Here is a 13,067-nt window from a genome sequence, read left to right as displayed (position 1 = left end):
GAAGATGGCACAGCATTTGAGCGGTCCCGCGAATCTCGAGGGCCAGGTAGCGTTGATCACGGGCGGCGCGGGCGCCATGGGGCAGGCAATCGCCAAGGCCTTCCGGCAGGCGGGCGCGCGCGTGGTTGCCACGGACCGCGTCGACGCGCAGGAGCTTGGGGGCGGCATCGATTACCGCCGTTACGACGTGACGTCCCGCGCCGAGACTGACCAGGTCATCGACGCGGTCCTGGCCGAGTACGGCAAGGTGGACATCCTGGTGCTGTGCGCCGGCATCATCGCCCGCACGCCGCTGGGGGAAAGCACCGACGACGAATGGGATGCGGTGATGTCAGTCAATGTGCGCGGCGTGGTCAATCCGGCGCGCAAGCTGTTCCCGCTGATGTGCAAGCAGGGCTTCGGCAAGATCCTGGCCGCCGGCTCGATCGCCGCCAAGAACGGGGGCGTGGCGTCCGGCCCCGCCTATGTCGCGTCCAAGGCCGCCGTACACGGCATGATGCGTTGGATCGCCAAGGCAGGCGCCCCGCACGGCGTCTACGCCAACACGCTGGCCCCGGGACCGGTCGAGACCGCCATGTGGGCCAGCGTCACGAGCGGCGGCGCGCCATCCGCGAACGGCACCGTTCCGCTCGGCCGCTACGGCAACGCCGACGACATTGCGCAGGCGGCGCTGTTCCTTTGCTCGCCCGCGTCGAACTGGATCACGGGCACGTCGCTGGATATCAGCGGTGGCATGTGGATGGATTGACAACGGTCATTGCTGACAGGAGCCAAGCATGAATCCAGATTCCGTACCCGTGATCGGCTTTATCGGCCTGGGCGTGATGGGCGGCCCGATGTGCCGCAACATGGCCGTCAAGCACTCCGGCGAGGTCATCGCCTTCGATATGAGCCCGCAGGCCCACGCCCTGCTGGAAGGGACCGGCGCGCGCCGTGCGGAATCGATCGCCGAGGTGGCCGGGCGTGCCGACGTGGTCTTTCTGTCTTTGCCCGGCGGACCGCAGGTGGAAGAAGTGTGCCTGGGCGAGGGCGGGTTGGCGGACGGCGCGCGTCGCCCTGCCGTGATCGTCGATCTCAGCACCACCACCGTCGCGTCCGCCCGCGCCGTCGCCGCGCGGCTTGCCGAGCGCGGCGTCGCGTTTGCCGATGCGCCGGTCGCACGCACCCGCGAAGCGGCACAGCGCGGAGAACTGAGCATCATGGCCGGCGCGGACGAAGCGCTTTACGCGCGCATCGAGCCGCTGCTGCGCTATATCGGCTCGGACGTGACCCGCTGCGGCGAAGTGGGTTGCGGCCAGGTAGTCAAGCTGATCAACAATGCGCTGGTGTTCGAGAACACGGTGGCGCTTGCCGAGATGATGGTGCTGGGCGAGCGCGCGGGGGTGCAGCCCGCGGTGCTGCTGGATGCGGTGTCCAAGGGATCGGGTGACAGCTTCGTGCTGCGCAATCACGGCCGCAAGGCCATGCTGCCTCGCGAGTTTCCGGAGAAGTCGTTTCCGCCGGAATACGTGCTCAAGGACCTGAGCTATGTGCTGGAACTGGCCGCGCAGACAGGTCTTGCGGCGCGCGTCACCGAACTGGCGCAGCGCTATTACGCGGCGAGCGCTGGCGGCGGATGGGGCGGAAGGTATTTTCCGTCGGTGATCGAACTCATCGACGAGGGTGCGGCGGTGGACGCGGCCCCACTCGCGCAGCGGGGTCGCGCCCATGGATGACTTCATCGGCCTGATCTGGGCGGGCGTGGTCAGCGGCTGCCTCTACGCCATGGGCGCGATCGGCATTGTGCTGATCTACAAAAGCTCCAACGTCGTGAACTTCGCCCATGGCAATCTGGCGGGCCTGGCTGCGTTTCTGGTGTTCGGGTTCACGGCGGGCATTTTCGCGAACATGGCTTGGGGTGCAGCCGTGGTATTGACGCTGGTGATCATGGTGGCGGTAATGGCGGTCAGCTACTTCCTGATCGCGCCGCTCGTCTTCAAATCTGACCTGACCAGCACTATCGCGACGCTGGGCGTGGGCCTGGTCGCTCAGGGCGCAACCCAGCTCCTGTTCGGTTCCAACGTCGTGTCGCTGGACCTGCCGCTGCCCGCGTGGCGCAGCCAGATCGGGCCGGTCCACGTCACGGCCTATGACCTGGCCGTGCTGGGCGCCACCGGGCTGGCCATTGGCCTGCTTTACCTGCTGATCGAGCGCACCCGCATCGGCATCGCATTTCGCGCTGTGTCCGCCAACCCCTTTGCCAGCCGGGTGTGCGGGCTGAATCTGCGGCGGGTGCATCTGTTCTCGTGGGTGACCGCAGGCGTGCTGGGACTGATCGCGTCGCTGCTGATCGTGCCCACCACCTTCCTGTCGTCGACCAGCGTGTCCTCGTTCATGTTGCAGGCGTTCGCCGCGGCCGTCGTGGGCGGCTTCAACAGCCTGCCAGGGGCGGTGCTGGGCGGCATCCTGATCGGCGCCATCATGAACCTGCTGTCCTTCTATGTATCGGCCGAGTTCAACAACACCTATCTGCTGCTCACGATCCTGCTGGTGCTCAACGTGTTCCCGAAGGGCGTGATGGCGATCCGGGGAGGTGCCCGTGTCTAGCGTGATCATGTCAACCAACCGTCTCGCGGCGGACGCGAAGCCGGCCGCCCCGGCTGCGGCGCCCCGGCGCCTGATGGCCGGCCTCGGCGTGACCGGTGTGCTGGGCCTGGCGCTGCTCCCCCTCGTGGCGGGCGGGTACTGGACCTACACCCTCGGCCTGTGCTTTGCCAACGCCATTGCCATCATCTCGGTGAGCTTTCTGGTCCGTTACGGCGGCGAGGTGTCCATCGGCCACGGTGTCTTCGTCGCGGCGGGCGCCTATACGGTGGCGCTGATGGAGAAATACCTGGGTGTGTCGCTGCTGGCCAGCCTGCCGGCCGCGGCAGTCGCCGGCGCTTTCCTTGGAATCGTCTTCGCCTATCCCTCGCGGTATCTATCGGGCATCTACCTCGCCGTTGCGACGATGGCGCTGGCCCTGGCTTTGCCCGAGGTGCTGCTGCATTTCTCGTCGGTCACGGGCGGCTACGAAGGCGTGTACGTGAAACTGGATGCCTTGCCCGGCATCGCCAAGGAGGCGCAGCGCTACTACCTGCCGCTGGCCGGGCTGGTGGCCGTGGCGCTGCTACTGCGCCACTTCCGCCGCTCGCGGCAGGCCATGGCGCTGCTGCTGATTCGCGCGTCGCCACACGCGGCCGAGTCCTTTGGCGTGCGCAGGAGTTGGGCGCGGCTGTCGTGCATGGCATTGAGCGGCGGCATCGCGGCCATCGCCGGCGCCTTGCTGTCGTTCAGTTCCTCCACCGTGTCGCCCAACAGCTTCACGCTTTGGACATCGATCTTCCTGTTGGTCGGCTCGGTGGTGAGTCTGTATTCGATGTCGATCCTGGGGAGCCTGCTGGGCGGCCTGTTCCTGACCCTGATGCCGCTGCTGCTCGCCGGCGCGGGCGACTGGGTGCCCATCCTCTACGGCTCGGCGCTGCTGGCGGTGGTGCTCGGCGTCAACGCGCTGCCCGCCACGGTGCGCGCCCGGCTGCACGGAGGCAACCCATGAGCGCACACGCCACGCTGGATTGCGATCCGCTGGTGGTGGAAGACCTGTCGCTGGCATTCGGCGGCATCCAGGTCCTGCAGCACATCGGATTGCGCCTGGAGGCCGGGGAGATCACCGGACTGATCGGACCGAACGGCGCCGGCAAGACCAGCTTCTTCAACTGCCTGACCGGGCTGTATTCCCCGCAGCAGGGAAGCATCCGGCTGGGCGCGCGCCGGCTGGAGGGCGTGCCGCCCACCGGGCGCGCCGCACTGGGGTTCTCGCGCAGCTTCCAGCATGTGGCGCTGTGCCCCGAATTGACGGTGGCCGAGAACGTGATGATCGGCCTGGACCGGCAGTCGTCGGCGGGATGGCTGGCCGCCTTCCTGCCGCTGCCGCGCGGCCGGGCCGAGCGCGGCCTGAACCGTGACCGCGCGCTGGCCGCGCTGGAAAGACTGGGCGTGCGGCATGTGGCCGAGGAATACCCCGCGCAGCTTCCGCCGGGCGTGCTGCGGCTGGCCGAAATCGCCCGCGCCATTGCGGGTGACCCGCGGGTCTTGCTGCTGGACGAGCCCGCGGCCGGCCTGAATTCCATCGAGACGCACGATCTGTCCCGCGCCTTGAAGCGACTGCGCGCGCCAGGCTTGGTGCTGGTCGTCGTCGAACACGACATGGATCTGATCATGGATGTGTGCGACACGATTCACGTGCTGAACGTCGGGCGGCTGCTGGCGTCCGGCAACCCGCAAGCCGTGCGGGGCAATCCCGACGTCGTGCGGGTCTACCTGGGAGATGAAGATGCGTGACGCGGCGACGACGTTGCTGGCGGTGGAAGGGCTGACCGTGCGCTATGGCGCCGGTCCGGTCGTGCACGGCATCGGGCTGACGGTGGGCGCTGCGTCCGTCGTCGCGCTGCTGGGGGCGAACGGGGCGGGCAAGTCAAGCACGTTGCGCGCTATCGCCGGACTGGAGCCCGCGCAGGGGCGGATCCGCCTGGACGGCGACGATATCAGCGGCCTGTCTGCCGCGCAGCGCTTCCGGCGAGGCATCGTCTATGTGCCGGAAGGACGTGCGATCGTGACGGACCTGACGGTCGGCGAGAACCTTGTCCTGGGTTCGTACTTCGTGGATGCGCGCACGCGTGCCCGGCGCGAACAGATGATCATGGACTTCTTCCCCGAAATAGCCGGGCGGCGCAACGCGCCCGCTGGCCTGCTCAGCGGCGGCGAGCAGCAGATGCTGGCGATCGGTCGCGGGCTGATGTCCGGGCCGCGCCTGTTGTTGCTTGATGAGCCGTCGCTCGGCTTGGCGCCACTGCTGGTCGCCCGCGTGTACGAACGGCTCGCTGCCATTCAGCGCGAGCAGAAGCTGGCTGCGCTGTTGGTGGAGCAAAGCTTTCATGTCGCGGCCAAGCTCGCGGAACGCGCCTGGGTGCTGCGGCACGGGCACATCGTCGGCGAACTGGACGAGCAGGCGCTGCGCAGCCGGGAAGGACGGCAACGCGCCATCGACGCCTACCTCGGTGCACGCGCGCAGGCGCAGCCGGCCGGGGCAGCGGCCTCTCACGCATAACCGGGGAACTCGATGGAACACTTGAAACTGCAAGGCGAGGTCATTGCCTCGGGGCTCGAATTTCCGGAAGGTCCCGTCGCGATGGCCGACGGCAGCGTACTGGTGGTTGAAATTGCGGCGGGACGCCTTACGCGCGTCCTTCCCAATGGCGAGCTGCGCAAGGTGGCCGACCTGGGCGGTGGGCCGAACGGCGCCGCGCTGGGCCCGGACGGCCACCTCTATGTGTGCAACAACGGCGGCTTCAGCTGGCGCACCGATGACGGCTTCACGCGTCCGACGGGCCCGGCAGCCGGGTATGCGGGCGGCAGCATCCAGCGCGTGGACCTGTCGACCGGCGCGGTCCGGACGCTCTATACGCACTGCGATGGCGTGCCGCTGCACGGGCCCAACGATATCGTTTTCGATGCGCACGGCGGCTTCTGGTTCACGGACTTCGGCAAGACGTTCGAGGATCGGATCCTGCGTGGCGCGGTGTACTACGCCCGCGCTGATGGCGCCCATATCCGCCGCGCCGCGCATCCGGTGCTGACGCCGAACGGCGTGGGCCTGGCGCCGGACGGCAGCGTGCTCTACGTGGCGGAAACGGAGACCAGCCGGCTGTGGTCGTATCCGATCCTGAATGGCGGGGCCGAGCGCGGTGTCCTCGGGACAGCGCCCTGGCCGTCGCCCAACGGCGGCAGATTGGTGCACGGCCTGGCGGGCTATCAGCGCTTCGATTCGCTGGCTCTGGAAGAGAACGGCAACATCTGCGTGGCGACGCTGGTGCGAGGCGGCATCAGCGTGTTTTCACCCGGCGGTGAGCTGCTGGAGTTTCACGAGGCCCCGGAGGGCTATTGCACCAACATTTGTTTCGGCGGCCCCGACCGCCGCAGCGCCTACATCACGTTGTCGGGCCGCGGACAGTTGTTCGCTGCGCGCTGGCCTCGCGCCGGCCTGGCGCTCAACGGTTGAATCACCATGACATTTCTTCGAAAGGACGCATCGATGAAGCGCATGAGAGACCTTGGCCGCCGCGCGGCCCTGAAGGCGATGCTGGGCGCGGCAGCGCTATGCGCGCTGCCGCAGGCGGGCGCCGCGCAGGCCTGGCCCGACAAGCCCATCCGCATCATCGTCCCGTATGCAGCGGGGCAGGGGGCGGACGTGCTGGCCCGCCTGGTGTTCCAGCAAGTGGGCAAGCGCCTGAACCAGCCCGTCGTGATCGAGAATCGCGCCGGCGCGGGCGGCAATATCGGCTCTGCCGCCGCGGCACGCGCGCCTGCCGACGGTTACACGTTCCTGTTCGGCACCAACGCCACCAATGCGGCCAACGAATTCCTGTACGCCAATCCGGGCTATGACGCCGCCGCCGACTTTTCCGGCGTGGCCATGATCGGACTGCTGCCCATGGTGATTTGCACGTCCGACGCGGATCTGCCTGTCAACAGCGTGCCCGCGCTGATCGAACGCGCGCGCGCCAAGCCCAACGCGCTGAACGTGGGTTTGCCCAGCACCACCGCGCAAGTGGTGTTCGCGGAATTCGTGAAGTCGGCCCGGGCGCCGCTGTTCGCGGTCAAGTACAAGGCTTCGGGCCAGTCCCTCACCGACACCATGGGCCGCCAGATCCCGCTGGTCATCGACACCGTGACCGCCGCAAGGCCGCATCTGGCCAGCGGAAAGCTGCGCGCGGTGGCCATCACGTCGCTCAAGGGCAGCGAGATGCTGCCCGGCGTTCAGTCCGTCGCGGAGCAGGGCGTGCAGGGTTTCGACGTCGTTGCCTGGGATGCATTGTTTGCGCCGCGGGGCACGCCACCCACGATCGTGCGGGAACTCGGCGAACACATACGTCAGGTTCTGGAACAGCCGGATATGCGCCGCAAGATGCTCGACATTGGCGTCGAGCCGCTGGTAATGCCGCCCGCGCAGCTGGATGCCTTCGTCGAGGACGAACGCAAGAAGTGGGGCGACATCATCAGGGCCGCCGGCATCCGCATTGAATAGCAGTTCAACCCCTGCGCCACGTGCGCCCCTTTTTTTCGGTTCTTAAAGAATGCATTCTGCATTCAAAAGTCGAGGAGCATCAAAGTGAGCAACGTCATGAGCCTTCCCCAAGCCGATGTCGGAAACGCGCCCGCCGAGGGCCGCATCACGGACGAGGCAGTCACCGCCGCCCGCGCCATGATCGGCCTGCATCTGCGGCCCGAAGGGCCGTACCTGCAGGACGCGACCGCGGACACCCTGCGCAATTGGTGCAACGGCATCGGCGACCTGAATCCGCTGTATCGCGATTCCGGCTACGCCTCGGGCACGCGCTACGGCACGCTGCTCGGCCATCCGATGTTTCCCATGGCGTTCGGCTGGCTGGGCCGCACGCGCTGGGGACTGCCGGGCGTGCACGGTTTCTATGCGGGTAACGACTGGGAACTTTTCCGTCATGTACGCCCCGGCGACCGCATCACCGCGATCGAGCGCGTGGTAGGCGTGGAAGAAAAAGAGAGCAAGTTTTCCGGCCGCCTGGTGCTGCAGTACGTGGAGGCCAGCTACTACAACCAGCGCGGCGAATTGGTTGCCCGCGCCTTGGGCACGTGCACGCGCCACGAACGCAAGGCTGCGCGCGAAACCGGCAAATACAAGGAGATCGTGCAGCACGAATACACGGACGAAGAACGCGATCGCATCGACATGATGGTGCTGGACGAGCCCAAGAACATCCGCGGCGCCAATGTGCGTTATTGGGAGGATGTGCAGGAGGGCGAGGAATTGCCGACGATTGCGCGCGGTCCGCTGTCGTTGATGGACACGATGGGATTCCTGGTCGGTTGCGGCCGCGGTCACACTCATGGCGTCGTGCTCCAGGCCGCGGTCAAGCATCCGGGCCACTTCTTCCGCAACCCCGAGGCGGGTGGCGGCGTTGAGTACACCGGCATCGGCCATCACCGGGAATCGGTGGCGAAGGAGGTCGGCGTGCCGGGCACCTACGACTACGGTCCCCAGCGCTCGTCCTGGATGTGCTCGCTGGTCACGAACTGGATGGGCGACGCCGGCGTGATCAAGCGCGTGCGCACGGAGATGCGGCGCTTCAACATCATGGGCGACACGACGTTCTGCAAGGGCAAGGTGGTGCGCAAATACGTCAAGGACAAGACCGGCCTGGTCGACATCGAATTGGCGGCGGAGAACCAACGGGGCGAGCTGACCACTCCGGGAATTGCCACAGTGGCCTTGCCATCGCGCGACGTCCGGCTGCCGGCCTTCCTGGACGGATCGGGCGTCGACCTCGAACTGCCCGTGACGCGCTGATCGGCCCGCGGCCGCAACCCTGACGAGACAGCCCTATGCAGTCCAACGAAACGCCACAAACCGCCTCGCTGCCCCTCACCGGATGCCGCGTCCTGGAGCGTTCAAACACGGTGGCGGCCGCGTACGCCGGTCGAATGCTTGCTGCCCTGGGCGCGCAGGTCGTGATGCTGGAGCCGCCAGGCGGATCGCGGTTGCGGCAGGCGCCGCCGATGACCGGCGACGGCGAGAGCGCGCTTTTCGCGTATCTGGCCGTGGGCAAGCGCAGCCTGGCGGCGGACCTGGCGTCGCCGCCGGGACGGGCGCTGCTCGCGCAGCAACTGGCGCAGGCGGACATCCTGATTGACGACACACCCGTGCGCGAGCGCGAATCGTTGGACCTGGCGCCGCGCGACGTAGGCCGCCGCTGGCCGAACCTCGTGCATGTCAGTGTGCTGCCGTTTGGGGCGGACGGCCCAAAGGCCGAATGGGAAGGCGAGGAAGTCAATCTGCTGCACGCGGGTGGCGAAGGCTTTCTGCTTCCCAATGGCCTGTCTCACGAGTTGTTTCCCGACCGGCCGCCCTTGAAGATCTACGGCCATTTCGGCGGCTACCAGGGCGGGGCGATGGCGGCCTTCTGCGCGCTGTCGGCCTGGTGGGCCGTGCCGGCGAACGGCGGGCAATACGTGGATGTGTCGGTGCAGGACGCCGTGCTGTCCGTGGGCGCGTTCGCCTTGCAGCGATTGGGCGACGGCTCGCTGGAACATCGCACCAGCCGCCGCTTCCGCTACGGTGGCGTCTTCGAGGCGCAGGACGGCTACATCGAACTGCTGACATTGGAGGACAGGCAGTGGGCCGCGTTGGTGCAACTGCTGGGCAGCCCGGACTGGGCGGCTGATCCCGGCCTGCGCGACCCGCTGGAGCGCAGCCGCCGCGGGGACGAGATCAACGCCCATGTGCGCGAATGGATGGCGCGTCATCCTGTCGACGACATCGTGCGGCGCGCGCAGGAGCTGGGAGTCCCCGCTGCCAAGTACCGCCTGCCAGCCGAGGTGGTGAGCGGTGAACAGGAGGCTGCGCGCGGCCTGTTCGCGCCGGCCGAACTGGCCAGTGGCCTAGCGGCCAGCATTCTGGTCGCGCCCTTTCAATTCCGTTGCACGCCCTTGCCCAGACCGGGGCGCGTCCCGGTCCTGGACGAGATGGCGCAGGAGGTATCCGCATGACGCAATCTGAAAACGCGGGGGCGCCGTCCACCCGCGCGCTCCGAGCGCCGCTGGCTGGCGTGCGCATCGCCGATTTCACGATCCACGCGGCCGGCCCATTCTGCACGCACCTGCTCTCGCAACTGGGCGCCGAGTGCATCAAGATCGAGAGCCTCACGCGCCCGGACGCCTTTCGTAAACCGCACGCTGTCTACGGCCGCATGTCCGCCGCCACGTTTGACCAGGTGTCGGCCAACAAGCTGTCGGTGCGTCTGAACCTGAAGCAGCCTGAAGCTGTGGCGCTGGCCAAGCGGATCGTTGCGCTGTCCGATGTCGCCGCGGAAAGCTTCCGGCCCGGCGTCATGAAGCGTCTGGGATTGAGCTTTGACGCGCTGCGTGAGGTCAAATCCGATCTCGTGCTGCTGTCTCTGTCTTCCTGCGGCCAGAGCGGGCCGGATTCGCACTTTGCCGGCTATGCGCCGCTCTTTGGCGCGTGGGGCGGACTGGGCTGGATGAGCGGCTATAGCGATGGCCCGCCGGTGGAGATGCGGCACGTGATGGATCACGCGGCGGGCGTGCACGCCGCGCTGGCAACGATCGCCGCCTTGAACCAGCGACGTCGAACCGGACAGGCGCAGCATGTCGACCTGGCCGCGCGCGAGGTCGCCTCGGCCATGATCGGCGATGCGCTGGTCCTGGCCAGTCTCGGCATCACGCCGCAACGTCCGGGCAACGCAGATCTGGCCATGTCGCCCCACGGCGTCTATCCCACCGCGCATCCCGACCGATGGCTGACGCTGGCCGTGCGGACGGACGAAGCGTGGCGCACCCTTGCGCGCCTGCTGGGCGGGGAGGGCGGCGCCGACCGGTATCCCGACGCGGCTTCGCGGATCAGGCATCGCGAGGACGTCGACCGCCTCGTCACGCAGTGGCTTGCGACCTGCGACGCCGACGCCACCGCCGAACGCTTGCAGCAGGCCGGCATCAGCGCGCACGTGTCCTGGACCATGCAGGACATCGCGTCGGATCCGCATCTGCAGGCGCGCGGCGCCGTCTCTTCCGTCGAGGCGCCTGGCATCCCGGCCCGTCTGGCCGTGGGCGCGCCGGCCCGCTTCAGCAAAGCCGACCAGATCGGAATCCGGCGCTTGACGCCCGCCCTGGGCCAGGACGAGGATTACGTGTTCGGCGAACTCCTTGGACTGGACGCTGCCCAGCGCGCCGATCTGCAGGCGCGGGAGGTAATCCTGTGACCGCGCCACTGCGCCCTCGCGCCACGCACCGGCATGGCGCGGCTGTCCACGCCACCCGCAACCCCCGACAACAACCTTGAGGAAAGCCCGATGAAAGACGCCATCTTCCTGGTGCTGGACATGGAGAACGATCTCGTCCACGCCGACGGACCCAACGGCCGCGCCGGCTACGGCGAGCAGGTGCGTAGCCGCGGTATCCTGCAAAACACGCGGCGCGCGGTGGACAAGGCGCGTGCTGCCGGTCTGCCCATTGGTTTCGTGCGCGTGGGCTTTTCGCCCGACTACCGCGAATGCCCGCCCAACTCGCCGATCTTTTCCGGTGCGCGCAAGAACGGCATCTTCAAGCTGGGCGAGTGGGGCACCCAGGTGCACCCCGACCTGGGCCACCAGCCCGGCGACTTCGATATCGTCAAGCACCGCGTCAGCCCCTTCTACAGCACCAGCCTGGAAGCCATCCTGCGCGCGAACGGCATCAAGCGGATCTATTGCTCGGGCATCTCCACCAACGCCGTGGTGCAGGCCACCGTTCGCGAGGGCCACGACCGCGATTACGAAATGATCGTGCTGGAAGACTGCTGCTGCGGCCTGACCGCCGAAGAGCACGACAACGCGATCAAGAGCCTGCAACGCTTTTGCCGGACCACCAACTCCAACGACGTCGTCTTCGAGTGAGCCAGCCGTGAAGCCTCCTGTCCGCAGCCTGCTTTTCGTGCCGGGAGACCGTCCCGAGCGCTACGACCGCGCCGTCGCCAGCGGCGCGCACGAAGTCATCCTGGATCTGGAGGACGCCGTTGCACCGGCCGCCAAGGACCGGGCTCGCGCAGAGGTGGCCGCCTGGCTTGCTCGGGGCAGCCAGGCCTGGGTGCGCATCAATCCCGCCGACTCGCCTTGGCACGAATGCGACATGGCCGCGCTACGCGGGCTGCCCGGCGCAGGTGTCATGCTGCCCAAGGCGGATGCCGCCACGCTCGCGGCGGCGCTCAGGGTCCTGCCGGGGCGACGGATCATCGCGCTGCTGGAAACTGTAAGGGGCCACATGGATCTGCCCGCGTTGGCGCACATGCCGGGCCTCGCGCGTATTGCTTTTGGCAGTGTGGACTTCGCCATGGATAGCGGCATTGCGGATGAGGGTGAAGCCATGACGCCCGTGCGCACCGCGATCGTGCTGGCATCCCGTCATGCCGGCCTGCCGCCGCCCATCGACGGCGTCAGCCTGGAGTTCACCGATCCGGCGCAGATGCGGTTAGACGCGGTCCGATCGTGCCAACTGGGCTTCGGCGCAAAACTCTGCATACATCCCCGCCAGGTGCCGCACGTCAATGCCGCCTGGCTGCCGACCGAGGCCGAGCGGGAATGGGCGGAGCGGGTGCTGGCCGCCGACGCCGTCAGCGGCGGGGCTGCCACGGCCGTGGACGGAAAAATGATCGACAGACCGGTGGTCGAACAGGCGCGCCGCATCGTGGCCGAAGCGGCGGGTGCAGCCATGACTTAACGGGTAGAATCGGGCCCACAGGGGCTTCGCGGCCTGCAAGCAGGTTTATCCGGCTCGTCCGGGCCACTCAGGCTTAATCGATGGAATACCGAACAAAAGAGGAACAGGTCGCTGACTACCTGCGAGAGCGCATCATCTCGGGCGTCTTTCCCCGGGGTTCGCGCTTGAAGCAGGCCGAGATCGCCGAGCAATTGCGTCTGAGCATCACGCCCGTGCGCGAGGCGCTGAAGCTGCTCGAGGCCGAGGGCTACATCAGCGGCGATTCCTACCGGGGCGCGCGCGTAGTGCCGTTCGACGCCGGCGCGTCGGCCGAGATCCTGCAACTGCGTCTGCTGCTCGAATCACAGCTTGTGCGCGCTGCCATCGAACGCATCACCACCGACGACATCTCCGAACTGCGCATCCTGGCCGACGACTTCGCCAAGTCCTTTGCAAGCGGCGACCGTGCCACCGCGCGCGGCATCAACTACCGCTTCCACCGCCAGCTCTACGACATCGCCCAATTGCCGCAGACCTTGCACTTCGTGCAGATCCTTTGGGCGCGCTATCCCTTCGACCTGATCAACTCGGCCTCGGGGCGTGGCGCGGACGCCGTGCGTGAACACGAGGAAATCCTGCAGGCCTTCGCTTCTGGCGACGCCTCGGCCGCCATGCTGGCCATGCGCAAGCACATCGAGTCCGGCTGGACCGTGCTGAAATCGCTGAGTGAAGCGGCGCAAACAGAGTAGAACGATCGCGCTGTGGCT

General features: G+C 67.4%; 14 protein-coding genes. All 14 read left to right on the top strand.

Annotated elements, in window-relative coordinates:
• The first annotated feature begins 4 nt into the window (after positions 1–4).
• The 14 genes from AC6LJW_RS04335 to AC6LJW_RS04270 all read left to right on the top strand — a co-directional run bounded on the left by AC6LJW_RS04335 (position 5) and on the right by AC6LJW_RS04270 (position 13,049).
• The gene (locus tag AC6LJW_RS04335; protein WP_498086587.1) at positions 5–748 is read left to right on the top strand and encodes an SDR family NAD(P)-dependent oxidoreductase; all 744 of its coding nucleotides are present in this window, start codon (positions 5–7) and stop codon (positions 746–748) included.
• A 28-nt stretch (positions 749–776) separates the two neighbouring features.
• Entirely contained in the window at positions 777–1,715 is a 939-nt protein-coding gene (locus AC6LJW_RS04330; RefSeq protein ID WP_498086586.1) for an NAD(P)-dependent oxidoreductase, read from the top strand.
• Complete coding sequence (locus AC6LJW_RS04325; RefSeq protein WP_105239998.1) at positions 1,708–2,586, top strand: branched-chain amino acid ABC transporter permease; 879 nt, start codon at positions 1,708–1,710, stop codon at positions 2,584–2,586. The genes AC6LJW_RS04330 and AC6LJW_RS04325 overlap by 8 nt, the downstream gene beginning before the upstream one ends.
• A 7-nt stretch (positions 2,587–2,593) precedes the next feature.
• On the top strand, positions 2,594–3,574 hold the full coding sequence (locus AC6LJW_RS04320) for a branched-chain amino acid ABC transporter permease (protein ID WP_105241633.1): 981 nt from the start codon (positions 2,594–2,596) through the stop codon (positions 3,572–3,574).
• Positions 3,571–4,359 (top strand): ABC transporter ATP-binding protein, encoded by a 789-nt coding sequence (locus tag AC6LJW_RS04315; RefSeq protein ID WP_498086585.1) that lies wholly within the window; start codon positions 3,571–3,573, stop codon positions 4,357–4,359. The genes AC6LJW_RS04320 and AC6LJW_RS04315 overlap by 4 nt, the downstream gene beginning before the upstream one ends.
• Positions 4,346–5,125 carry an ABC transporter ATP-binding protein gene (locus AC6LJW_RS04310; protein WP_498086584.1) on the top strand — a complete coding sequence of 260 codons (780 nt, stop codon included), beginning with the start codon at positions 4,346–4,348 and terminating at the stop codon, positions 5,123–5,125. Before AC6LJW_RS04315 ends, AC6LJW_RS04310 begins: the two co-directional genes overlap by 14 nt.
• A 12-nt stretch (positions 5,126–5,137) precedes the next feature.
• The gene (locus tag AC6LJW_RS04305; protein WP_498086583.1) at positions 5,138–6,076 is read left to right on the top strand and encodes an SMP-30/gluconolactonase/LRE family protein; all 939 of its coding nucleotides are present in this window, start codon (positions 5,138–5,140) and stop codon (positions 6,074–6,076) included.
• Between the two features lie 33 nt (positions 6,077–6,109).
• Entirely contained in the window at positions 6,110–7,102 is a 993-nt protein-coding gene (locus AC6LJW_RS04300) for a Bug family tripartite tricarboxylate transporter substrate binding protein (protein ID WP_498086582.1), read from the top strand.
• A 96-nt stretch (positions 7,103–7,198) separates the two neighbouring features.
• Entirely contained in the window at positions 7,199–8,401 is a 1,203-nt protein-coding gene (locus AC6LJW_RS04295) for an FAS1-like dehydratase domain-containing protein (protein ID WP_498086581.1), read from the top strand.
• A 35-nt stretch (positions 8,402–8,436) separates the two neighbouring features.
• On the top strand, positions 8,437–9,600 hold the full coding sequence (locus AC6LJW_RS04290) for a CoA transferase (RefSeq protein ID WP_498086580.1): 1,164 nt from the start codon (positions 8,437–8,439) through the stop codon (positions 9,598–9,600).
• Positions 9,597–10,829, top strand: a complete 1,233-nt coding sequence (locus AC6LJW_RS04285) for a CaiB/BaiF CoA transferase family protein (protein WP_498086579.1) — start codon at positions 9,597–9,599, stop codon at positions 10,827–10,829. The genes AC6LJW_RS04290 and AC6LJW_RS04285 overlap by 4 nt, the downstream gene beginning before the upstream one ends.
• A 90-nt stretch (positions 10,830–10,919) precedes the next feature.
• Positions 10,920–11,501 (top strand): cysteine hydrolase family protein, encoded by a 582-nt coding sequence (locus tag AC6LJW_RS04280; protein WP_498086578.1) that lies wholly within the window; start codon positions 10,920–10,922, stop codon positions 11,499–11,501.
• Positions 11,502–11,508: 7 nt separating this feature from the next.
• Entirely contained in the window at positions 11,509–12,321 is an 813-nt protein-coding gene (locus AC6LJW_RS04275; RefSeq protein ID WP_498086577.1) for an HpcH/HpaI aldolase/citrate lyase family protein, read from the top strand.
• Between the two features lie 80 nt (positions 12,322–12,401).
• The gene (locus AC6LJW_RS04270) at positions 12,402–13,049 is read left to right on the top strand and encodes a GntR family transcriptional regulator (protein ID WP_498086576.1); all 648 of its coding nucleotides are present in this window, start codon (positions 12,402–12,404) and stop codon (positions 13,047–13,049) included.
• Positions 13,050–13,067 lie beyond the last annotated feature (18 nt).

The sequence above is a fragment of the Achromobacter sp. 1012554356 genome, assembly GCF_059760815.1.
Note: the sequence above shows the minus strand (reverse complement) of the source record. Positions and strands in the feature narration are given on the sequence as shown.